22 protein-coding genes are annotated in these 23,099 nt (G+C 65.4%); 17 read left to right on the top strand and 5 right to left on the bottom strand.

Annotated features, from left to right (window positions below; translation table 11 throughout):
* The 17 genes from ACWBU6_RS03215 to ACWBU6_RS03295 all read left to right on the top strand — a co-directional run bounded on the left by ACWBU6_RS03215 (position 1) and on the right by ACWBU6_RS03295 (position 18,961).
* Complete coding sequence (locus tag ACWBU6_RS03215) at positions 1–1,458, top strand: peptidoglycan DD-metalloendopeptidase family protein (RefSeq protein WP_452647435.1); 1,458 nt, start codon at positions 1–3, stop codon at positions 1,456–1,458.
* Positions 1,459–1,474: 16 nt separating this feature from the next.
* Positions 1,475–2,884, top strand: a complete 1,410-nt coding sequence (locus ACWBU6_RS03220) for a S41 family peptidase (protein ID WP_452647436.1) — start codon at positions 1,475–1,477, stop codon at positions 2,882–2,884.
* Positions 2,885–3,637 (top strand): HesA/MoeB/ThiF family protein, encoded by a 753-nt coding sequence (locus ACWBU6_RS03225; protein WP_452647437.1) that lies wholly within the window; start codon positions 2,885–2,887, stop codon positions 3,635–3,637.
* A 15-nt stretch (positions 3,638–3,652) separates the two neighbouring features.
* Positions 3,653–5,779: an amidohydrolase family protein gene (locus ACWBU6_RS03230; protein ID WP_452647438.1), complete on the top strand. Its 2,127-nt coding sequence runs from the start codon at positions 3,653–3,655 to the stop codon at positions 5,777–5,779.
* Positions 5,780–5,816: 37 nt separating this feature from the next.
* Positions 5,817–6,251 (top strand): type II secretion system major pseudopilin GspG, encoded by a 435-nt coding sequence (gspG, locus tag ACWBU6_RS03235; protein ID WP_452647439.1) that lies wholly within the window; start codon positions 5,817–5,819, stop codon positions 6,249–6,251.
* Positions 6,223–6,717: a GspH/FimT family pseudopilin gene (locus ACWBU6_RS03240; protein WP_452649520.1), complete on the top strand. Its 495-nt coding sequence runs from the start codon at positions 6,223–6,225 to the stop codon at positions 6,715–6,717. The genes gspG and ACWBU6_RS03240 overlap by 29 nt, the downstream gene beginning before the upstream one ends.
* Before the next feature lie 3 nt (positions 6,718–6,720).
* Positions 6,721–7,083, top strand: a complete 363-nt coding sequence (gspI, locus tag ACWBU6_RS03245) for a type II secretion system minor pseudopilin GspI (protein WP_452647440.1) — start codon at positions 6,721–6,723, stop codon at positions 7,081–7,083.
* Positions 7,080–7,745 (top strand): PulJ/GspJ family protein, encoded by a 666-nt coding sequence (locus tag ACWBU6_RS03250; protein ID WP_452647441.1) that lies wholly within the window; start codon positions 7,080–7,082, stop codon positions 7,743–7,745. The genes gspI and ACWBU6_RS03250 overlap by 4 nt, the downstream gene beginning before the upstream one ends.
* The gene (gspK, locus tag ACWBU6_RS03255; RefSeq protein WP_452647442.1) at positions 7,742–8,722 is read left to right on the top strand and encodes a type II secretion system minor pseudopilin GspK; all 981 of its coding nucleotides are present in this window, start codon (positions 7,742–7,744) and stop codon (positions 8,720–8,722) included. The genes ACWBU6_RS03250 and gspK overlap by 4 nt, the downstream gene beginning before the upstream one ends.
* A gap of 19 nt (positions 8,723–8,741) precedes the next feature.
* Positions 8,742–9,974, top strand: coding sequence for a type II secretion system protein GspL (gspL, locus tag ACWBU6_RS03260; protein WP_452647443.1), 1,233 nt, complete (start codon positions 8,742–8,744; stop codon positions 9,972–9,974).
* Entirely contained in the window at positions 9,974–10,492 is a 519-nt protein-coding gene (gspM, locus tag ACWBU6_RS03265) for a type II secretion system protein GspM (protein WP_452647444.1), read from the top strand. Before gspL ends, gspM begins: the two co-directional genes overlap by 1 nt.
* A complete protein-coding gene (locus ACWBU6_RS03270; protein ID WP_452647445.1) occupies positions 10,489–11,262 on the top strand; it encodes a type II secretion system protein N in 774 nt (257 codons plus the stop codon). The genes gspM and ACWBU6_RS03270 overlap by 4 nt, the downstream gene beginning before the upstream one ends.
* Entirely contained in the window at positions 11,262–13,454 is a 2,193-nt protein-coding gene (gene gspD, locus ACWBU6_RS03275; protein ID WP_452647446.1) for a type II secretion system secretin GspD, read from the top strand. Before ACWBU6_RS03270 ends, gspD begins: the two co-directional genes overlap by 1 nt.
* A gap of 9 nt (positions 13,455–13,463) precedes the next feature.
* Positions 13,464–14,888 (top strand): type II secretion system ATPase GspE, encoded by a 1,425-nt coding sequence (gene gspE, locus ACWBU6_RS03280; RefSeq protein WP_452647447.1) that lies wholly within the window; start codon positions 13,464–13,466, stop codon positions 14,886–14,888.
* Positions 14,889–14,891: 3 nt separating this feature from the next.
* Complete coding sequence (gene gspF / locus ACWBU6_RS03285) at positions 14,892–16,112, top strand: type II secretion system inner membrane protein GspF (protein ID WP_452647448.1); 1,221 nt, start codon at positions 14,892–14,894, stop codon at positions 16,110–16,112.
* A 15-nt stretch (positions 16,113–16,127) separates the two neighbouring features.
* On the top strand, positions 16,128–16,706 hold the full coding sequence (locus ACWBU6_RS03290) for a type II secretion system protein N (protein WP_452647449.1): 579 nt from the start codon (positions 16,128–16,130) through the stop codon (positions 16,704–16,706).
* Between the two features lie 125 nt (positions 16,707–16,831).
* Complete coding sequence (locus ACWBU6_RS03295; RefSeq protein WP_452647450.1) at positions 16,832–18,961, top strand: patatin-like phospholipase family protein; 2,130 nt, start codon at positions 16,832–16,834, stop codon at positions 18,959–18,961.
* A gap of 108 nt (positions 18,962–19,069) precedes the next feature.
* On the opposite strand, the gene ACWBU6_RS03300 is transcribed toward ACWBU6_RS03295, so the two are convergent.
* The 5 genes from ACWBU6_RS03300 to hslV all read right to left on the bottom strand — a co-directional run bounded on the left by ACWBU6_RS03300 (position 19,070) and on the right by hslV (position 23,061).
* Positions 19,070–19,369 (bottom strand): hypothetical protein, encoded by a 300-nt coding sequence (locus ACWBU6_RS03300; protein WP_452647451.1) that lies wholly within the window; start codon positions 19,367–19,369, stop codon positions 19,070–19,072.
* Positions 19,370–19,485: 116 nt separating this feature from the next.
* Positions 19,486–20,631 (bottom strand): hypothetical protein, encoded by a 1,146-nt coding sequence (locus ACWBU6_RS03305; protein WP_452647452.1) that lies wholly within the window; start codon positions 20,629–20,631, stop codon positions 19,486–19,488.
* 353 nt (positions 20,632–20,984) lie between these two features.
* A complete protein-coding gene (locus tag ACWBU6_RS03310; protein WP_452647453.1) occupies positions 20,985–21,188 on the bottom strand; it encodes a hypothetical protein in 204 nt (67 codons plus the stop codon).
* Entirely contained in the window at positions 21,188–22,522 is a 1,335-nt protein-coding gene (hslU, locus tag ACWBU6_RS03315; RefSeq protein WP_452647454.1) for an ATP-dependent protease ATPase subunit HslU, read from the bottom strand. Before hslU ends, ACWBU6_RS03310 begins: the two co-directional genes overlap by 1 nt.
* On the bottom strand, positions 22,519–23,061 hold the full coding sequence (gene hslV, locus ACWBU6_RS03320; RefSeq protein ID WP_452647455.1) for an ATP-dependent protease subunit HslV: 543 nt from the start codon (positions 23,059–23,061) through the stop codon (positions 22,519–22,521). Before hslV ends, hslU begins: the two co-directional genes overlap by 4 nt.
* Positions 23,062–23,099 lie beyond the last annotated feature (38 nt).

Genomic DNA, 23,099 nt, shown 5'->3' on the forward strand with positions numbered 1-23,099 from the left:
GTGGCGTGGTATCCGACTCGCCGCGCCTGCCGCGGCGCCGCGCTGGCCCTGCTGCTGGCGCTGGGCGCCGTGCAGGGCGCCCATGCCGCCCGGGCCGCCAACAAGCCCAGCGAGCGCAGCAAGCAAAAGGCTGCCGCCGAGACGGAGCGGGCGGCGCTGGCGCGCAAGTTGGCCACCCTGAAGGCGGAAATCGGCAAGACCGAAAGCGCCAAGGAAGACGCGGCCGATACGCTGGCCGAGTCGGAGGAAGCCATTTCCGACGCCAACCGCACCCTGCGCGATCTGGCGGCGGAGCAATCCCAGCTCAACAGCAAGGTGGCCGAACTGGCTGCCGAGCAGTTGCGCCTGTCCGCCACCGTGGCAGCCCAGAAGCAGCAGCTGGCCAAGCTGCTGCGCGAGCAGTACGTGGCCGGCAATGAGGACCGCATCAAGCTGCTGCTGTCGGGCGATAATCCCAACCGCATCAACCGCGAACTGCAGTTAATGGCCTATGTGTCGCAGTCGCAGGCGCGCCTGCTCGAATCGCTGCGCGCCAACCTGAAAAAAGTCGAGGAAAACCAGGCCGAGGCCCAGAACGCCAAGCAGGAACTGGACGAAATCGCCGAGGAGGAACGCCAGCAGAAAGCCAAGCTGGAACAGGAAAAAGGCCGCCGCGCCGCAGCCCTGGCCAGCCTGTCCAAGAAACTGCTGGCACAGCGCAAGCAAGCCGGCCGCATGGAGCAGGATGCCCAGCGTCTCGATGCGCTGGTCGACCGGCTGAATAAGCTCATTGAAGAACAGGCGCGCATCGCCGCCGCCGAAAAAGCGCGCCAGGAAAAGCTGGCCGCCGAACGGGCCGCCAAGGCCAAGGCGGAGGCGGAAGCGCGCGCCCTGGCCCGCGCCAAGGCGCAGGCCGAGCGCGAGCGGCTGGCGCAGGAAGCGAAAAAAGCCGGCAAGCCGGCTCCCAGGACGCCACCGGCCGAAGACGAACCGAAGGTCGCCGCCAAGCCGGAACCTGCCGAGCAGCGCGACGAGAAGTCGCCGCGGCCATCCGAGGTGGCGCTGGCGCCCGTGGTGCCGGACGGGGTGTTTGCCAGGCTCAAAGGCGCGCTGCCGGCGCCGGTTTCGGGCAAGGTCGACAAGCGCTTCGGCAGCAAGAATGCCGACGGCGTGGCCTGGAAAGGCATGGTGGTGAAGGCGGCCGCCGGTGCCGACGTGCGCGCCGTTGCTGCCGGCCGCGTGGTGTACGCAACCTCGCTGCGCGGCTACGGCAATTTCATTATCATCGACCACGGCGGCCAGTACTGGAGCGGCTACGGCTACAACGAGTCTGTGCTGAAACGTGCCGGCGACGTGGTGAAAGCGGGCGAGGTGATCGCCACCGTCGGAAATACCGGCGGCTACGAAGAATCGGGTTTATACTTTGAGATGCGCCACCAGGGCAAGCCGATAGATCCGGCCGGGTGGGTCAAGTTCTAGCGGCGGAAAGCAATCAATGGGCAACAAAACGAAGAGTCTGGGCCTGGTCGGCCTTGGTATGGTGGCTGGCATAGCCGTCTCGATGCAGTTTTCCGCCCTGGCGCAAAAGGCTGCCACGCCTTTGCCGCTGGAAGAACTGCGCACCCTGTCCGAAGTTTTCAGCCTGATCAAATCCGACTACGTCGAACAGGTCGACGAGAAGAAGCTGCTGCAGGACGCCATCGCCGGCATGGTCTCTTCCCTCGACCCGCATTCCACCTATCTCGATAAGACCGCATTCAGGGAAATGCGCGAATCCATCCACGGCAAGTTTGTCGGCATCGGCATCGAAGTGGGCGTGGAAGACGGCAACATCAAGGTCGTGGCGCCGATCGAGGATTCGCCGGCCTGGCGCGCCGGCATCAAGGCGGGCGACCTGATTACCCGCCTGGACAACCAGCCGCTGAAAGGCCTGTCGCTGGACGAGGCAATCAAGAAAATGCGCGGCGAGCCCCGCACCAAGGTGGTGCTGACGGTTTCGCGCAAGGATGAAGAAAAGCCGTTGCTCGTTCCCATCGTGCGCGAAGAGATCCGCGTGCAAAGCGTGAAGGTGAAGATGGTGGAGCCGGACTACGCCTGGCTGCGCATCTCGCAATTCCAGGAGCCGACGGTGGAAGACATGGCGAAGAAGCTTAGCGCCCTGTATGCCAAGCACCCGAACATCAAGGGCCTGGTGCTGGACCTGCGCAACGACCCGGGCGGCGTGGTGCAGGGCGCCGTCGGCGTATCGGCCGCTTTCCTGCCGAAGGATGCACTGGTGGTGTCCACCGACGGCCAGCTGGCCGATTCCAAGCAGGCCTTCCATGCCACCTCGGCCAACTATTCCAGCCGCAGCGGCGGCGACCCGCTGGCCAAGCTGCCGGCGGCGCTGAAGACGGTGCCCATGGTGGTGCTGGTCAACGGCGGCTCCGCCTCCGCTTCCGAGATCGTGGCCGGCGCCCTGCAGGACTACAAGCGCGCCATCGTCATGGGCAGCCAGACTTTCGGCAAGGGCTCGGTGCAGACGCTGCGCCAGATCACCGCCGATTCGGCCGTCAAACTGACCACGGCGCGCTACTTTACGCCGAACGGCCGCGGCATCCAGGCCAAGGGCATCGTGCCCGACGTGCTGGTGGACGAAACGGCGGAGGGCGATGCGATCAACAGCCTGCGCCTGCGCGAAGCCGACCTGCAGAAGCACCTGGCCAACAGCGAAGGCGGGGAGGACAAGCAAGGCCGCATCCGCCGCGACGAGCTGGAAGAAGAACAGCGCCTGCTGGCCGCGGCGAAAAAGCAGAAGCCTTTCGAGTTGGGCGGCAAGGACGATTTCCAGCTGGAGCAGGCGCTGCGCCATTTCAAGGGCCTGCCGGTGAAGACGGCCGCCAGGCCTGAGCTGGCAGCGAAGTAGATGAACGACCAGCAGCTGCTGCGTTATTCGCGCCATATCCTGCTCGACGAAATCGGCATCGAGGGGCAGCAGGCGATTTTGCAGGGCAGGGCGCTGGTGATCGGTGCGGGCGGGCTCGGCTCGCCGGCGGCGCTCTACCTGGCATCGGCCGGCATCGGCCAGCTGACCATCGTCGACCACGACTGCGTCGACCTGACCAACCTGCAGCGCCAGATTGCGCACACCACGGAGCGTGTCGGACAGCCCAAGGCCGAATCGGCGCGCGCCACGCTGCACGCCATCAACCCTGAATGCCAGGTGAACGCCCTGGTCGAACGCGCCGACGATGCGCGCCTGGCGGCGCTGGTGGCGCAGCACGACGTGGTGCTCGATTGCACCGACAACTTCAAGACCCGCCATGCCGTCAACCGCGCCTGCGTCGCGCACCGCGTGCCCCTGGTATCCGGCGCCGTGATCCGTTTCGATGGCCAGGTCAGCGTGTTCGATACCCGTGTGTCCGGGCCGTGCTACTCCTGCCTGTTCCCGCAGGACCAGCCGTTCGAGGATGTGGCCTGTTCCACCATGGGTGTGTTTGCGCCGCTGGTGGGCGTGGTCGGCGCCATGCAGGCTGCCGAAGCGCTCAAGCTGGTGATGGGAATCGGCGAATCGCTGTCCGGCCGCCTGCTGCTGCTCGATGGATTGCGCATGGAATGGAACAGCATTAGCATCACCCGCAACGAGGCCTGTCCTGTGTGCGGGACACAACATCAATAATCAGGAGATCCACCAATGAAGCGAGTTTCCGCCGTCCTGGCACTGGCGATCGCAACTGCGTTCAGCGCGCAGGCAGCCGTCACCCAAACCACGCGCTACGTCATCATTTCCGAGAACAACGGCAAGCAGATGGGCGAGCAGGTGGTGGAAAGCCACGACGACGGCTTGACCAGGGTCCGCTACATTTACAAGGACAATGGCCGCGGCCCCGAGCTGACGGAGGAATTCCGCCTGGCCGAGGACGGCACCATGTCGTACTACCACTCCCGGGGCAATTCGACCTTTGGCGCCGTGGTGGACGAGAAATTCGAGCGCAAGGGCGGCAAGGCGCAATGGAAATCCACTACCGAGCAGGGCGCAAAAGACGTCAGCGGCCCGGCCGTGTACGTGGCGCTGAACGGCAGCTTCGAAGTGGATTCGCGCGCGATAGCCGCGCTGGCCCGGACGCCTTCGGCCAGCATCCCGCTGCTGCCCTCCGGCACCCTGAAGCAAGTGGTGCTCGATGAGGCGCAGGTGACCGGCCCCAAGGGGCAGTCGCAGCAAGTGCAGCTGGTGGCCCAGACCGGCCTCGGACTGAGCCCGAAATTCCTGTGGATCACCAAGGGCGCCAATCCCTCCCTGTTCGCAGTCGTCGAGCCGGGCACCTATGTGTTCGCCGTCGAGGGATGGCAGGACAACGGCAAGCTGCTGGCCGAGCGCCAGAAAGTCGCCGAAGCGAAGATGCTGAACGACATGGCCGCCAAGCTGCAGCACCCGCTGCAGGGCCTGACCGTGGTGAAGAATGCCCGCATCTTCGACAGCAACAAGGCCACCGTCGGCGCACCGTCCGACGTGTACGTGCTGCGCGGCCGCATCGCCGCCATCATGCCGGCCGGCTCGCCGTTGCGCGGCGCCGTCAACGAGATCGATGCCGGTGGCCGCATCATGCTGCCAGGCCTGTTCGACATGCACGGCCACATCGGCCGCTGGGAGGGCGCGCTGCATGTGGCGGCCGGCGTGACCACACTGCGCGACATGGGCAACGACAATGCCCAGCTGCAGATGATGATCGACGAAGTCGCCGACGGCGAGCTGCTGGCGCCGCAGATCGTGCCGACCGGCTTCCTGGAGGGCGAAAGCTCGTATTCCTCCAACGGCGGCTTCGTGGTGAAAACCCTGGAGCAATCCAGGCGCGCCATCGACTGGTACGCCGGGCATGGCTACCCGCAGCTCAAGATCTACAACTCCTTCCCGAAGGAGATCCTGAAGGATACCGTGGCGTACGCCCACTCGCGCGGCATGCGCGTCTCCGGCCACGTGCCGGCCGGCCTGCGCGCCCAGCAGGCGCTCGACGCCGGCTACGACGAGCTGCAGCACATCAACCAGGTCATGCTGAACTTCCTGTTCAAGCCCGGCGTGGAGACGCGCAGCCTGGAACGCTTCTACCTGCCGGCGGAAAAGGTGGCGGGCCTGGACTTCAATTCGAAGACGGTGAAAGACTTTGTCGCGACGCTGAAGAAAAAGCAGGTTGTGATCGACCCGACCCTGGCCACCTTCGCCTTCCTGAAGCAGAAGGACGGCGACGTCAACGAGCCGTGGGCGGCGGTGGAAGGCAATATGCCGCCCGACGTGGCGCGCGGCTTCCACGTCGGCACCATGAAAATCCCGGATGCGGCGACCCAGGCGCGCTACGAGAAGTCCTTCGCCAAGATGGTGCAGTTCGTCGGCATCCTGCACAAGGCAGGGGTGCCGATCGTGGCCGGCACCGACGACCTGGCGGGTTTCACCCTGCACTCGGAGCTGGCGCTGCTGGTGAAAGCCGGCCTGACCCCGGCCGAGGCGATCCAGGTGGCGACCCGCAACGGCGCCCGCTACACCCGCACCAGCGCCGACCGGGGCAGCATCGAGACCGGCAAGCTGGCCGACCTGGTGCTGGTCGACGGCGACCCGACCAGGAATATCGAAGACCTGCGCAAGGTAGCCGCCGTGATCACTCGCGGCCATGTGGTCTATCCTAAGGAAGTGGACGAGGCGCTGGGCATCAAGCCTTTCGTCGCCGACGCGCCGGCGGTGAAGCCGCTGGCGGCCGTGCCGTCCAATATCGCAGGTTCGAACGACGGAGTGTTGCGCCGCGCAGGCGCAATTGGCCGCAAGCACGATTGAATCACTTATACTGCCAGTTTAATTTTTAGTGAATCTTATGCAAAAACCAAGCAAACGCCGCTCCGGCGGTTTTACGCTGATCGAGATCATGGTGGTCGTCGTGATCATGGGCGTGCTGGCGGCACTGGTGCTGCCTAAGGTGCTGGACCGCGTGGGCCAGTCCAAGACTGCCGCTGCCAAGGTCGAAATCTCCACCATCATGCAGTCGCTGAAGATGTACAAGCTGGATAACCAGCGCTACCCGACCACGGAGCAGGGCCTGCAGGCCCTGATGGCCAAGCCGACAGCCGGCCCTGCGGCCAACGGCTGGAAGGCGCCGTACCTGGAAAAAATGCCGAAGGACCCTTGGGGCAACCCGTACCAGTTCCTGTCCCCGGGCGTAAAGGGGGAAATCGATGTGTTCTCGTATGGCGCCGACGGCCAGCCAGGCGGCAGCGGCGACGATGCTGATATCGGTTCCTGGGAAATCTGAGCGCGCGCCTGCGCATTCGGCAGGGTTCACGCTGATCGAGCTGCTGGTGGTGCTGGTCATCATCGGCATCACGCTCGGCCTGACCGTGATGAATGTCGCGCCGTCCCAGGCGCAAGCCATGCAGAAGGAAGCGCAGCGCATCGCGCTTTTGATGCAGCTGGCGCGCGATGAAGCCATCGTGCGCAACCGGCCGATCGCCTTCGAGGCGGGGCCGGACAGTTACCGCTTCCTGGTGCGTAACGACAAAACCTGGGAAACGCTGCCGCAGGACGACCTGCTGCGCGAACGCCCGTTCCAGTTCACCCCGATCACGCTGCTGCTGGACCCGCCGACCAATGTGCCGGGCAGCATGCGCATCGTGTTCGGCCGTGAGCCGGTCGACCGCCCATTCACGCTGACCATGGCCAGCGGCGATTTGCGCGCCATCATCCGCGCCGACGGCATCGGCCATTTCACGGTGGACTGAAGAATGCGGCAACGAGGCTTTACCCTGCTGGAAGTGCTGGTGGCGCTGCTGATAGTCTGCACCGCGCTGGGCGCCGCCTTGCGCGCCATGGGCAGCCTGACCCAGAACAGCGAAGGCCTGCGCACCAATATGATGGCCATCTGGTCGGCCGAGAACCGCATGGTGCAGGTGCGCCTGGCCAAGGTGTGGCCGGCGCCGGGCAAAACCACCTTCGAGTGCCCGCAAGCCGATTTCAATTTCATTTGTGAAGAAGCGGTGTTCACGCTGCCGAACCCGCGCATGCGCCGGATCGAGGTGAGCGTCTTCGAAGCGAGCGCACCGCAACGCCGCATCACATCGCTGAACCAACTGGTGCTGCAGGAATGAAGAACACGCGCGGCTTTACCCTGATTGAACTGCTGGTGGCGATCACCGTGCTGGCCATCGTGGCCGTGCTGGGCTGGCGCGGGCTGGATGGCATCGTGCGCTCGCGCGAGCAGCTGACGCGGAACATGGAACAGACGCGCGGCATCCAGCTCACCTTCGCCCAGATGCAGAGCGACCTGGAACAGATCGCCGACAAGCCGCTGCTGCGCGAGCGCCAGAACCTGCTGGCCGAAGCCAACCGCCTGGTCTTTGTCCGCACCGTGCTGGTCGAGAATGCGGCGTCGCAGCTGCAGGTGGTCAGCTACACCATCCGCGACGGCTTGCTGTCGCGTACCGAGTCGCGCGGTGCGCGCGACCTGATCGAACTGGACGCCCTGTGGACGGCCGCCCTGGAACAGTCGGGGCAGCAGGCCATGGTGGGCTTGCAGGCCGGTGTCAGCAGGATGGAGTTCCGGCTGTGGGAGGGCGGCGGCTGGCGGCAGCCGGGCAATGCCACGAGCGCGCCTGCCGAACCGAAGTGCGACGATGCCGACCCGAAATGCAAGGAGATCAAGGCCGCGCTGGCAAGCAAGGCGGAAGGCCCGACCGGGCTGGAAATCTCCTTGCAGATCCAGGGCCAGCCGGCGCCCCTGGTCAAAGTCTTCCTGCTGGGGTCCGTATGAAACGGCGCTTCCAGTCCCGCCAGCGCGGTGTCGCTGTTGTTACGGCGCTACTGTTAACCACCCTGGCCGTGACCATCGTGGCCAGCCTGTTCTGGCAGCAGCAGGTGCAGGTGCGCTCGATCGAAAACCAGCGCCTGCATTCGCAGACGCGCTGGATCGTGCGCTCGGGCCTTGATCTGGCCAGGCTTATCCTGCGCCAGGACATGCTGGACAGCCGTACCATGACGCGCGCCGACGGCCTGTGGGCCACGCCGCTGGCGGAAACCCGGCTCGACGATTTCGTCAAACGCGAAAAGATCGAAGGCGAAACTTTCGACGCGACCATTTCCGGGCAGAATTACGACGCCCAATCGCGCTACAATCTTGCGAATCTGGCCAGCACGACCGGGGCGGGCGGCATCAACAAGCGGCAGGTGGCGGTGTTTGCGCGCCTGCTGCAGATCCTGCAGCTCGATCCGGCGCTGGCCAAGGCCGTGGCGCTCCAGGTGGCGCGCAGCGAGGGCGCCGGCCTGCTGCAGCAGCCATCGGGAACCCCGCCGTCGCCGGAGGTCGAAGCGGTGCCGCCGGGCAGCGGCCAGCCGATGAAGATGCTGCGGGCGGAGGATTTGCTGTCGGTATCGGGCTTCGACCAGAAGGCGATCGACAAGCTGCGTGATCTGGTCGTTGTCCTGCCGGCTGCGACGCCAATCAACGTCAACACGGCGCCGGCGGAAGTGCTGGCGGCCCTGATCAACGGGTCGCTGTCGGAGGGGCAGAACCTGGTGCTGGCGCGCAAGCGCGCGCCCTTCCTCAATGTCGTCAACTTCAAGCAGAACGCGGGCAAGGCGCCGCTGCTGCAGGACAACGATATCGATTGCCGCAGCGACTACTTCCTGGTGATGAGCCGGGTGAAGCTGGATCGGGCGGAACTGGTGTCGTGGTCGCTGATCCATCGCGACCAGTACGGCACAAACGTGGTGTGGATACGGGAAATTTAAGGAATAGGGAAGGCCAGCTTTGACAACACTCTACATTCGGTATCCGGCCCGCGCCGCAGCCGCCGACAACGGCGTGCCGGCGAGCTGCCAGTTTGCGCTGGTGGGCGATGGCGGCAACGTGATGCAGCAGGGCGCCGGCGCGCTGGGCAACCTCGGCGAACTGGTATCGAGCGCGCGCCGCGTCGTGCTGCTGCTGGCCGCCGCCGATGTCTCGCTGCTGAAAGTCAAAATGCCGCCGCTGTCGGGCGCCCGCTTGAAGGCCGCCCTGCCCAACCTGGTGGAAGAACAGGTGCTGGGCGATCCGGCCGACTGTGTGCTGGCCCTGGCGCCCGCCAGCGGCGACAGCGACGAACGCGTGGTGGCCGTGGCCAACCGCGCCTGGCTGGAAGTGCTGGTCAAGGCGCTGGTGGCGCAAGGCGCGCACGGCGTCGCGGCGCTGCCGGTGCAACTGAGTTTGCCGCTGGCGCCGGGCAGCGTGTCGGCCGCCCTGGGCGTGGACGATGCCGGCCTGGAGCTGACCCTGCGCAGCGCCCCCAACGAAGGCCTGGGCCTGACCCTGCCCAATGCCGCCGAACCTGCGCTGCAGACCCTGCGCGCACTGGCCGGCGAAGCCCCGGTCACGCTGTACCTGGCCCCGGCCCAGCGCGCCGAGTATGCCGCGGCGGCGGCCAATGTGCCGGGCATCACGCTGGAGGAAGACAACTGGGCGCACCGCATCGCTGCCGCCAAAGCGGTGCCGTTCGACCTGGCCGCCGGCCTGGGCGCCGTCAGCGGCGCCACCGCCCGCGCCTGGGCGCGCTGGAAATGGCCGCTCCGCATCGCCGTGGCGGCGGTGCTGGTCAACATCGTCGGCATGAACTGGGAATGGCTGCGCCTCAAGCGCGAAGCCGACGCTGTGAAGCAGAACATGGTGCAGGTATTCCGCGCCGCCTACCCGAACCAGCCTGTCACCGGCGACCCGGCGGCGCAAATGCGCCGCAATATTGCCGTCGCGCGCGCCAGCAGCGGCGGCGGCACGGCCGACGAATTCACCAACATGAGCGCGCTCCTGGGCGAGGCGCTGGCCGTGCTGCCCAACCGCGAGGCGGTGGCGGGCATCGAATACAAGGAACGCAGCATGACGGTCAAATTCAAGCCGAACAGCGTCGACGCCAGCGCGCTGGCGCAGGTGCAGGCCGCGCTGGCACAGCGCAAGATGAGCGCCACCGAAAGCGGCCCGGGCGTGTGGCTGGTGAAGGCAGGGGGCAAGTGATGGCTAAGCTGAACGACACCATCAACGGCTATCGTGCTGCCGCCGCCACCTGGTGGGGCGCGCGCAACGAACAAGAGCAGCGCATGCTGACCATCGGCGCGATCGTGGTCGCCCTCGGCCTGGTGTGGGGCGTGCTGGTCGACCCGGCACTGAGCGGCCGCGCCAAACTGCAGAAAGAGCTGCCGCTGCTGAACCAGCAGGTGGCCGAATTGCAGGCGCTGTCCGGCGAGGCGGCCCAGTTGGCCGCCCAGCCGCCGGTCCAGCCACAGCCCCTGAGCAAGGAAGGTGTGGCGGCGCGGCTGCAGGCTGCCGGCCTGGCCACGCAAAACCTGGCGGTCACGGGCGATTACATTAAAGTGGAATTCAAGGGGGTGCCGTTCCCTGGTTTGGTGACCTGGCTCGATGCGATGCGCCGCGAGCAGCGTGTGCTCGTGCAGGAAGGCACCGTCACGCAGCAAGGACCGGCCGGTCAGGTGGATGCCAACCTGACCCTGCGCCAGGAGTCTTCCGCACAATGAAGCGCGCAGTATTGTGGTTGTTGGCGATTGTGCTCAGTGCCGGCCTGACCGTGCTGGTTTTTCTGCCTGCGAGCTGGATGGGGCAGGTGGTGGAAAGCCAGAGCGGCGGCCGTTTGACCCTGGGCGACGCGCAAGGTACGCTGTGGCGCGGTTCCGCCTTCATTGGCGGCGCCGCCAGCAGGGATGGCGCAGTCACGCCGCTGTTGCCGGGACGCTTCAGCTGGCGCCTGTCGCCGCTGGTGCTGTTCGGCAGCGTCGACCTGGAGCTGCAAAACCCGGATGCACTGACGCAGCCGGTATCGCTGCGCGGCGGCTGGAACAGCTGGGAAGTCAGCCCGGCAGCCCTGATGCTGCCGGCCGACGGCCTGGCAGGGCTGGGCGCGCCGCTGAATACGCTGGCCCCGAGCGGCCGCATGAAACTGTCCTGGTCTTCGCTGCAGCTGGCGCGTGCAGGGCAGGCGGTGGCGCTGAACGGGCGCACCACGCTGGAAATGCAGGACATGTCGTCGCGCCTGACGCCGGTCAAGCCTCTGGGCAGCTACCAGCTGGCCTTCGACTGGAAGGGCCAGCAAGCCGCGCTGGCGCTGCATTCGCAGCGCGGGCCGCTGCTGCTAAGCGGCACCGGGAAGTTCGAGCATGGCCGCCTGCAGTTTTCCGGCCAGGCGGAAGCGGCAACAGGATTTGAAGACCAGCTGGTCGGCCTTTTAAGCATGCTGGGCCAGCGCAAGCCAAACAGCGTTAAAAACGTCATTGCACTAGAGTTCCGATAATGAAAACACACACTGCTAGCCCAAACCCTTTCCCGGCACTGCGCCGACTGAGCGCTGCCGCGCTGCTGTGCTGTGCGCTGGCGCCTGCCGCCGCTCCGGTGCCGGCCTGGGCCCAGCCCAATGACGAAGCGGCGCTGAATTTCGTCGGCGCCGACATCGAATCGGTGATCAAGGCCGTCGGCCATTACACCAACATCACCTTCCTGATCGATCCGCGTGTCAAAGGCACGCTGACCCTGGTCTCGGAAAAATCCATCACCAAGTCGCAGGCCTTCCAGCTGCTGGCCTCCGCGCTGCGCCTGCAGGGCTATGCCATCGTCAGCGGCGACGGCTACGCCAAGGTGGTGCCGGAAGCGGAAGCCAAGCTGCAGGCCTCGCCGACCATCGTCGGCGGCCAGAAAAGCCCGCAGGGCGACCAGATCGTGACCCAGGTGTTCCACCTGAACCACGAGAACTCGGCCAACCTGGTGACCGTGCTGCGTCCCCTGATCACGCCCAACAACACCATCAATGCCAACCCCGGCAACAACACCCTGGTCATCACCGACTACTCGGACAACCTGAAGCGCCTGGCCAAGATCGTGGCCTCGCTCGACGCGCCGTCGTCGGCCGACCTGGATGTGGTGCCGGTGCGCTACGCCATCGCCAGCGACCTGGCGGCCATGATCAACAAGCTGATGGAGCCGGGCGCCGGCGGCGACTCCGGCCGCGTGACCCTGGTACCCGACCCGCGCACCAATTCGCTGGTGGTGCGCGCGCCGTCGGCGGCACGCGCCAACCTGGCCAAGTCCCTGATCTCGAAACTGGACCAGCCAACCGCGCAGGCCGGCAATGTGCACGTGGTCTACCTGAAAAACGCCGAAGCGACCAAGCTGGCGGAAACGCTGCGCTCCGTGGTGTCGGGCGACGGCGGCAGCAGCCAGTCCGGCAGCAATAGCGGCGGCCTGAATGCGCTGGGCGGCGCCGGCAGCGGCAACAGCCAGATGGGCCAGTCCGGCCTGGGCTCGTCCTCGCAATCGGGCACCGGCCAGGGCGGCCCGAGCAACCCGGCGCTGCAAAGCGGCAGCCGCAGCGGCTCGCAGGCTTCCGGTGCCGGCGGTTCGGCCGGCTTCATCCAGGCCGACGCCACCACCAATACCCTGATCATCACCGCGCCGGAGACCGTCTACCGCAACCTGCGCGCCGTGATCGACCAGCTCGACGTGCGCCGTGCCCAGGTTTATATCGAATCGATGATCGTCGAGGTCAATGCCAACAAGCTGTCCGAATTCGGCGTGCAATGGGCCGGCCTGAGCGGCAACGACGGCAGCACCTACCGCGTCGGTGGCGGCACCACGTACGACAGGGCCGGCAACAACAGCATGGTCAACCTGGCTGCGCTGATCGACGGCACCGACGGTGCGAAGCCGCCCGGTGGCGGCCTGACGCTGGGCATTTTCAAGCAGCTGGCAAACGGCAGGCTGGGCCTGGGCGCCGTGGCGCATGCGCTGGGCACCGATGGCGACAGCAATATCCTGTCGACGCCGAACATGCTCACGCTGGACAATGAAGTGGCCACCATCAAGGTCGGGCAGAATGTGCCGATCGTGACCGGCTCGTTCACCACCACATCCGGCACCAACAATAATCCGTTCCAGACCGTCGACCGCAAGGATATCGGCATCACCTTGAAGGTGCGGCCGCAGATTTCCGAAGGGGGCACCATCAAGCTGGCGATCTACAACGAAAGCTCGAGCATCGACGACGTCACCAATAACGCCGGCCTGATCCTCAAGAACCGCGTCATCGAAACCAATATCATCGCCGACGACGGCCAGATCCTGGTGCTCGGCGGCCTGATCCAGGACGATTCCAACGACGGCGTCGACAAGGTGCCGGGCCTGGGCGACATTCCGCTGATCGGCCATTTGTTCAAGTACCAGAAGCGCGAACGCAAGAAGACCAACCTCATGGTCTTCCTGCGGCCGGTGGTGGTGCGCAACCGCGAGCAGGGCATGAGCCTGACTGCCGACCGCTACGACTTCATGCGGGCGACCCAGCGTGCGGCAACGCCGGAGCCGAGCATCACGGTCAAGAACCTGGGCTCGCCGATGCTGCCCGAGCTGCAGAACGGCCAGCCGACCGGCAGCGGCCAGCTGGCGCGCCCGATTGCCCCGGCCGCACCTGCCGTGCCTGAACCGAAGCAACAGTAAAAGCAAGCGATGACCAACCTCCTGCCCTACGCCTTCGCGCGCGACTTCCTGGTGCTGGCCCAGCCCAGCGCGGAAGCCGAACATGCGGTCGATGTGATGATGTCGGCCGCCACGCCCGCTTCCGCCATTGCGGAGGTGTCGCGCCGCTTCGGCCGCATCAACCTGAAACACCTGTCGCGCGCCGACCTGGAGGCGGCGATTGCCGCCGCCTATGCCAGTGCCAGCGGCGACGCCTCGCAGGTGGCGGAAGAATTCGACGCCGACCTCGACCTGACCAAGCTGCTACAGGACGTGCCGGCCATCGAAGACTTGCTGGAATCGTCCGACGACGCGCCGGTGATCCGCATGATCAATGCGCTGCTGACGCAAGCCCTGCGCGATGGCGCATCGGATATCCATATCGAACCGTTCGAGCAGACCTCGGTGGTGCGCTTCCGCGTCGACGGCGCGCTGCGCGACATCGTGCGCCCGCGCAAGGCCATCCACGGCTCGCTGATTTCGCGTATCAAGATCATGGCGCAGCTCGACATCGCCGAAAAGCGCCTGCCGCAGGATGGCCGCATCACGCTGCGCGTGGGCGGCAAGCCGGTGGACGTGCGCGTCTCCACGCTGCCGACCGGCCACGGCGAACGCGCCGTATTGCGCCTGCTGGACAAGGAAGCGGGCCGGCTCGACCTGTCGCACCTGGGCATGAGCGAGAAGATGATGGGGCAGTTCAACAGCCTGATCAACCAGCCGCACGGCATCGTGCTGGTCACCGGCCCGACCGGCTCGGGCAAGACCACCACGCTGTACGCCGCCCTGTCCATGCTGAACAACACTTCCACCAACATCATGACGGTGGAAGACCCGGTCGAATACGACCTGCACGGCGTGGGCCAGACCCAGGTCAACGCCCGCATCGACATGACTTTCGCCAAGGCCCTGCGCGCCATCCTGCGCCAGGACCCGGACGTGATCATGATCGGCGAGATCCGCGACCTGGAAACCGCGCAGATCGCGGTGCAGGCTTCGCTGACCGGCCACCTGGTGCTGGCTACCCTGCACACCAACGATGCCGCCGCCGCCGTGACCCGTTTGCTGGACATGGGCATCGAGCCCTTCCTGCTGTCCTCGTCCCTGCTTGGCGTGCTGGCCCAGCGCCTGGTGCGCAAGCTGTGCCCGAGCTGCAAGACTTTCGACGGCACGCAGTGGAAGGCCGTGGGCTGCGAGCATTGCGGCAACACCGGCTACCAGGGCCGCGTCGGCATCTACGAGCTGCTGCAGACGGACGAACATATCCGGGCCCAGATCCACGACCGCACCTCGGAAGCCGAGATACGCGTCACCGCGCAGCAGCATGGCGGCATGACCACCATGCGCGAGGACGGCGAGCGCTGGCTGCAGCAGGGCATCACCACGCCGGCCGAACTGCTGCGCGTGACGAAGGACTAAGCGATGCCCGCCTTCCGCTATGAAGCCGTCGATGCCGCAGGCGCCAGCAAGAAGGGCGTGGTCAATGCCGACAGCGCCCGCTCCGCGCGCGCCGACCTGCGCTCGCAAGGCCTGGTGCCGATCAAGGTCGACGCCATTTCAGCGCAGGTCGACGCCAGCGGCGCCACGTCGCGGCGCGGCTTCGGTGAAAAGCTCAGCACCACGGAACTGGCGCTGTTCACGCGCCAGCTGGCCAGCCTGCTGGAAGCGGGGCTGCCGCTGGAGCAGGCCTTCACCGCGTTGCTGGAACAGGCCGAACGGCAGTACGTGCGCGACCTGGTGGCCTCGATCCGCTCGGAAGTGATGGGCGGCTCCTCGCTGTCCGATGCGCTGTCGCGCCACCCGCGCGACTTCCAGGAAATCTACCGCGCGCTGGTCGCTTCCGGCGAGCAGATCGGCCAGTTGTCGCGCGTGCTGTCGCGCCTTGCCGACTATATCGAACGGCGCAATGCGCTGGTGCAGAAGGTCAAGCTGGCCTTTACCTACCCGGCCATCGTAACCGTGGTGGCGTTCCTGATCGTGATCTTCCTGCTCACCTACGTGGTGCCGCAGATCGTGTCGGTATTTGCCAATACCAAGCAGAAGCTGCCGCTGCTGACGGTGATCATGCTGGCGATCTCCGACTTCGTGCGCAGCTACGGCTTCGCCGTGCTGGGCATTCTGGTGGCCGGCGGTTTCGTGGTGCGGCGCATGCTGCAAAACCCCGACATCAAGCTGCGCTGGCACACCTGGCTGCTGACCGCGCCGCTGTACGGCAAGTTCGAGCGCAGCCTGAACACCTCGCGCTTTGCCAGCACGCTGGCGATCACCACCGGCTCCGGCGTGCCGATCCTGCGCGCGCTGGAAACCAGCCGCGACACGCTGTCCAACGTGGCCATGCGTCAGCTGGTCGAGCAGGCCAGCGACTCGGTGCGCGAAGGCGCCAGCCTGGCCCGTTCGCTGTCGGCGCAAAAACACTTCCCGCCAATGCTGATCCACATGATCCGCGCCGGCGAAATCACCGGCGAACTGCCCGCCATGCTGGACCGCGCCGCCAGCGCGCAGGAATCGGACCTGGAACGCCGCACGCTGACCATCGCCGGCCTGCTGGAACCGATGCTGATCCTGGCCATGGGCGTGGTGGTGCTGCTGATCGTGCTGGCCGTGCTGATGCCGATCATCGAAATCAATCAGCTCGTGCGCTGAACCTGGAGAATTGAATTGAAACGTTTGCCTTTGATCTGCAGTGTGGCCGCCGTCGCGGTGCTGTCTGCCTCGCTGGCCTACTGGGGCATGCAGCTGTTCAAGCCGAAGCAGCGCCCGATCGCGGCGGTGCCGGTGGCGCAGGTGCTGGAAGCGAACATGGACGCGGCGCGCGGGCTGTTTGGCGGCAATACCGCGCTGGCAGCCGTCAGCAACTACCAGTTGCGCGGCGTGGTGGCCGATACCCGCGGCCACGGCAGCGTGGCCATCATTTCGGCCGACGGGCAGCCGGCCAAGGCCTTCCCGGTCGGTTCGGAATTGTCGCCCGGCGTCAGCGTGAAGGAAGTGCAGCCGCGCCACGTGATCCTGATGGAAGGCGGCGTGCAGAAGCGCCTTGACCTGATGAGCGACCAGGGCGTGAGTTCGACCGGCGGCATCGTCGGGCCGATGAACATGGGCGGGCCGCAGGAGCCGCCGCCAGTGCCGCTGCCGCCGCCGCCGGCCACGCCGATGGCGCCGCCGCCGGTGCAGATGGCGCCGGCGCAGCCGACTTCCACTTCCGCGCAGCCGACTGGTGGGGCGCCGCAGGCGCGATGAGGCGCTTAGTCCTTCTCCTCGCCTTGTGCACGGGATTCGCCTGCGCTGCTGAAAACCCGCACCCCGATACGCGGCTGCCGCAGGCCGGTGTCAGACCCGGTGGGTCTGACACCGGGTTACCGGTTTTGCAGCGCCCGCGAGTCGCCCTGGTCCTCTCCGGCGGCGGCGCCCGCGGCTTCGCCCATGTCGGCGTCCTGCGCGCCCTGCAGGAAATGCGCATCCCGATCGACATCGTGGTCGGCACCTCGATGGGCAGCGTGATCGGCGGCGCCTGGGCCGCCGGCGCCTCGCTGAAAGACCTGGAAAACATGGCCGCCAGCACCGACTGGGACAGCGTGGTCGCCGACCGCCCGGCGCGCGACGAGCTGCATTTCCGCCGCCGCGACGAAGACATCCTGATCCCCTCCCGCATCGAGTTCGGCATCACGCGCAAGGGCGTACAGGGCCCGCCCGGCGCCGCCAGCAACGCCGCGCTGGAAATGGCCCTGCAACGCCTGCTGCCGCGCGGCACGCGCGACCTGCCGGTCAGCCAGTTGCCGCTGCCATTCCGCTCGGTTGCCTCCGACCTGCTGACCGGCGAACTGGTCGTGCTTGACAACACGCCGCTGTTCCAGACCATCCGCGCCTCGCTGGCCGTGCCGGGCGTGTTCGCGCCGGTGCGCATCAAGGACCACCTGGTGGTGGACGGTGGCCTGGTGCGCAACCTGCCGGTCGACATGGCGCGCGCAATGGGCGCCGACATCGTCATCGCGGTCAATGTCGGCACCACGCTGGCGCCGGAAAAGGAGCTGGGCAGCGCGCTGGGCGTGGCCAACCAGATGCTGCAGATCCTGACCGAACAGAATGTGCAGCGTTCGCTCAGCGAATTGCGCAAGGACGACATCCTGATCGCGCCAAAGCTGGACGGTATCACCTTCCTCGACTTCTCGACCTGGCAGAAAGCCATGGCCGCAGGGGAAGCTGCCGCGCGCGAACTGGCGCCCCGCCTGGCCGCGCTGGCGCTGCCTGAGCGCGACTACATCAGCATGGAGAGCCTGCGCCTGGCCACGCCGGCCGATTCCGACCGGCCCGTCAAGCTGGCCAAGGTGCAGATCCAGGGGACGCAGGAAGTGAATCCGCAAGTGCTGGAAAAGCAGTCCGGCCTGGAACCCGGCCAGCCGACCACGCGCGAACAGGTGCGGCAGGCCGCCGTGGCGCTGTATGGCCGCGGCGACATGGCCCGCGTGGAAACCGACATCGACGACGTCGACGGCGAACGTACCGTCACCATCCGCACCACGGAAGCGGAATGGGCGCGCAGCCGCATGCGCGTCGGCCTCGAGCTGGCCAGCGATTTCCGCGACTCGAACAACTTCGCCATCAAGGTCATGCACGTGCTGTCGGCGCTCAATAGCTGGGGCGGGGAACTGCGCACCGAAGGACGCCTGGGCAATGAGCGCGGCCTCGGCATCCAGTGGTGGCAGCCGCTGGGGCCAGGCTCGCAATGGTTCGTGATGCCGTCGGCGCAGGTCGGCAGGATTGCCGGCGACATCTTCCAGAAAGAGCAGCGCATGGCGCGCGTGGCCTACAGCACGCGTGCCGCTTCGTTTGCGCTCGGACGGCAGTTCGGCAACTGGGGCGAGTTGTCGGTGGGCGTGACGCGCCAGGCCAATTCCGTGCGGCGCCTGATTCCGCAAGACCCGACTTTGCCGGTGGATCGCGTCTACGACAACAAGACCTTTGCCCGCTTCCGCGTCGATACGCTCGATTCGCTGGCCTTCCCGACGCGCGGCACTTTGATCACCATTGGCCGCGAGCAGACGCCGGGCAGCGGCAAGAGTGTCGGCAGCGGCGGCGTGAACTGGGGCGCGACCGCGCTGCAGGCTTTCCAGTGGAAGGACTGGGCCGGCCACGTGTCGCTGGAGTGGGCCAAGGCGCAGGCCGGTGCTTCGCCGGTCACGCTGGGCGGCTTCCTGCGCCTGTCGGGCACGCCGACCGATTCGATCCAGGAGCCGGTAATCGTGCTGGGACGCCTCGTGCTGGCGCGCCGCATCGCTGCGCTGCCGAGCGCATTCGGCGGCACCATGCGGGCCGGTTTCTCTCTCGAGACTGGTGGCGGATTCGACCGCCGTGCGTCGGCAACCGGGCGCGCCTTGAAGCAGGCAGGCAGCGCTTTCCTGTCGGTGGAAACCCGCTTTGGCCCCTTGTTCCTTGGCGCCGGTGCCACCCGCAGCGGGGAAGAAACCTTATATCTTTTCCTCGGCCCGATCTGGTAGCCAGCAAGCTTGAGTTCCCTCTGCCTTGTCCATTGCAGGATGCATGGCGTGCGCACCTGCTCGAGGTCGTCGAGCTCGGCGCTCAGATCGAAAATTGCTCAGGCGCGATTAAAGTCGATCCAGGTAGATGCTCTCCGGCACAACTGGCGGAGAGCCCTTGCATTGGAGCAGGAATTGCTGACCATCATTGGCCAGGATGGATAAGCTTGCGCCAGCTTCCCGGCAGGCCTGCTGCAGCAGGTTCAACGCGACCCTGGCATTGCCCGGGAGCACGTGATTTTCAATGTGCGTGATGGTCGGCGAGTCCGCGAAGGCAGTGCAGCCAAAGCGGCCATCGACTTTCAAGCCATTCGGCAATGTCCAGTACCCGGAACCAGTCTTGCAGTCCTGGCGGATCAGATAGTCCATCAAGGGCTTCAGATAGACGGCATCATTATGCGGCGGGGATGCTGGCTGCAATCGGACGCCAAGGGGTGGAAGAATGCTGCGCCAGCTAAGCGCGGGGTCGAGCCGGCCTTGCGTCATCAGGGTCTCGATAAACCGATAGGCCGGCAAGTCGCGTCGACTGTCGGTGAGCGCGAGCAGTGACGCGGCCGAATATTGCGGCTGCTTGAACGCGGAGCGCATGGCGGCAAAGAAGTCCCGCTTACCCTGACTGCCATGGCGTGCGAGCCGGTCGTAGCTGTAAAAAAAAGGGCAACGCCGCAATCATAGAACAGCTTTTGTTCGGGGGAAGTGGCCTGGATGTCGAGGAGTGAACGCGACGCAATGCCCAGCTGGCAGTTATTGATACTGGCGTTCATCGTATCCAAGGCGTATTGCCGGCTGATCAGCTGCAGCTCCGTAAGCGTGTTGAGCGCGGCATATTCAGCCATCCCCTCGTGTATCCAGGCGTGCCCATAATTGGCCGGTCTGCTGAGTTCAGCGTTGAAGATATGCGCCAATTCGTGCGCCAGGAAGCGCCGGAGCTGGCGCTGCCTGTCTTCGGTGCGCACTGCCCACTCCTCGCCATACAGGGCCAGACGCACGGATTGGCCCGGTAGCGTATCGCCCCGGTAGCTGTCGGATGGGCCGGTCTTGGCGAGCATGGACAATATGATGGCTGGCCTGATGCGCTCCTTGGGAACGCCGAACCTGGTCCGGTAGGCTTGCGTTACAGCGTCGACAGTGCCCTTGACCTCTTGCTTGATCCACGGTGGCGTAGCTGGATCGAACAAGAAACTGGCCCTTTCCCCCTGCATTGCATGCAATGGTCCGACATAAAGATACGCACCTGCGATGGCAGCTGTTGCCAAGTCGTCGTGCCAGGCCGTGCCGGGCGCAATATTGCGTCCCCGGACAACGCCGCCGGCATTGAAGCGGAAGCTTGTGGACCAGGTTTCAGGGGACAGTGCAAGATGCTCTGACAGGATGGCTGCGCCACTGCTGCCCACCGGGATTGTCGTTTCATAATGGCGGAGCTTAGCTGCCTGAAGCACCGGAATTTCGATTGATACATGGCTAAACGCTTGTTCCGACTTGCTGCGCAAGCCGATGTCGTCGAGAAGCAAGTCGGGATTACTGAGCTTCCAATGGCTAATGCGCGTTTCGAGCTGGCGCTGTTTAAACTGGACCTGCGTGACCGGCGTTGGAAAGTCATAGTTGACGACAATCGCACTAGCGTCCTTCATGCCCAAGGTCACTTGCACCGGTGCGGGGGCCGCCATGGACGGAGCGCCTAGCAACAGGGCAAGACCTGCGCCGGCGAATCGAATTATTGGAAACATCTGAAGAGCATTTTCAAGGCGTCGCAGCAGAGAGATTTATTGGCAAAGCCGTTTCGCCCGCTGAAGCGGCTTTCGATGTCGCCTCCACGGCAAAGCTGCTTTCACGCCAGCCGAAGCGGGAATCAGGGAGTCGTCAACGGAAATACTGCCGTCACTCTGGATGATGGTTGCTTGCGATCCGATCCCCATCCTGCAATCGGTCTCGGCGCGTACGGCGGGGGTGGAATGCGAGGGCGATTGGACCGCTGGCGGCCGGGCTATTCGTCCTCGGAGCCGGTAAGTTTCTTGTCGATCAGCTTCCTGGCAGCTTGGCGCTCGGCAGTGGTGCGGTTCTTGTCGTGCGGCCCCGCTGCCCGTGCCTTGGCCAGCGCCGCAATCGGATTGCGGGGTTTGCCAAAGTGTTGCGAGGGCTCGACGCGGATCCGCATCTTCTGCCGTGTCGCCAGCTGCTTGTTAGCCATTACAGTACGTAGCGTGACAGGTCTTCGTTGACGGCCAGCGCATCCAGGCGCTGGTTCACATAGGATGCATCAATCGTGACGGACTTGGCGCCGCTTTCGGTCGCCGTGTAGGAGATCTCTTCCAGCAGCTTTTCCATCACCGTGTACAGGCGGCGCGCGCCGATATTCTCGGTGCGTTCGTTGACCTGGAAGGCAATCTCCGCCAGGCGGTTGATGCCGTCCGCGGCAAACTCCAGGTGCACCCCTTCGGTCGCCAGCAAGGCCTGGTACTGCTTGGTCAGGCAGGCGTCGGTACTGGTCAGGATACGCTCGAAGTCGGCGATCGACAACGACTCCAGTTCGACGCGGATCGGGAAGCGGCCCTGCAGCTCGGGGATCAGGTCCGACGGCTTGGCCAGGTGGAAGGCGCCCGAGGCGATGAACAGGATATGGTCGGTGCGTACCATGCCGTACTTGGTGTTGACGGTGGTGCCTTCCACCAGCGGCAGCAGGTCGCGCTGCACGCCGGCGCGCGAGACGTCGGCGCCGCCCACTTCCGAGCGCGAAGCGATCTTGTCCACTTCGTCCAGGAAGACGATGCCGTTCTGCTCCACGTTGGCGAGCGCTTTCTTTTTCATCTCGTCTTCGTTGACCAGCTTGGCCGCTTCCTCCTCGAGCAGGAATTGCATGGCTTCCTTGATCTTGACCTTGCGCGCCTTCTTGCGGCCGCCGCCCATGCCGGAGAACATCGACTTGATCTGCTCCGTCATTTCTTCCATGCCGGGCGGCGCCATGATTTCCATGGTCGGGCTCTGCTCGGCCAGCTCGATCTCGATTTCCTTGTCGTCGAGCTCGCCCTGGCGCAGGCGCTTGCGGAAAGTCTGGCGCGTGCTGTCGTCGCTGCGCGGCTCGGCCGATGCATTGGCAAAGCCGAAGTCGCGCGGCGGCGGCAGCAGGATGTCGAGGACGCGGTCTTCCGCCGCGTCTTCGGCGCGCGCACGCACCTTGGCCATTTCCGACTGGCGGGTCTGTTTCACGCCAATATCGATCAGGTCGCGGATGATGGTGTCGACGTCGCGGCCGACGTAGCCCACTTCGGTGAACTTGGTCGCTTCCACCTTGATGAAGGGGGCGTCGGCCAGTTTGGCCAGGCGGCGCGCGATCTCGGTCTTGCCGACGCCGGTGGGGCCGATCATCAGGATGTTTTTCGGCGTGATTTCATGGCGCAGCGGCTCTTCCACCTGCTGGCGGCGCCAGCGGTTGCGCAGCGCAATGGCAACGGCCTTCTTGGCCTTGCCCTGGCCCACCACATGTTTGTCGAGTTCGCCGACGATTTCTTGAGGGGTCATGTTCATGCTGGGTCCAGAGTTTCGATGATGTGGTTCAGGTTGGTGTAGATGCACAGCTCGCCGGCAATGGTGAGCGACTTCTTCACCACTTCGGAGGGGGACAGGTCGGTGTTCTCGATCAGGGCCTTGGCGGCCGACTGGGCATAGCTGCCGCCGGAGCCGATGGCGCCGATGCCGCCTTCCGGCTCGAGCACGTCGCCGTTGCCGGTGATCACCAGGGTGGCATCCTTGTCGGCCACCAGCAGCATCGCTTCCAGGCGGCGCAGCACGCGGTCGGTGCGCCAGTCCTTGGCCATCTCGACCGAGGCGCGCAGCAAGTTGCCCTGGTGCTTTTCCAGCTTGGCTTCGAAGCGGTCGAGCAGGGTGAAGGCATCGGCCGTGCCACCGGCAAAGCCGCACAGGACCTTGTTCTGGTACAGTTTGCGCACCTTGCGTGCCGTGCCCTTCATGACGATATTGCCCAGCGTGACCTGACCATCGCCGCCGATCGCGACATCGTTGCCGCGACGCACGCACAGGATGGTGGTGCCGTGAAATTGTTCCATGTTAATGCCTTTGTATTGGGATTAACGCGGTATTTTGG

Source organism: Pseudoduganella sp. HUAS MS19, assembly GCF_053615455.1.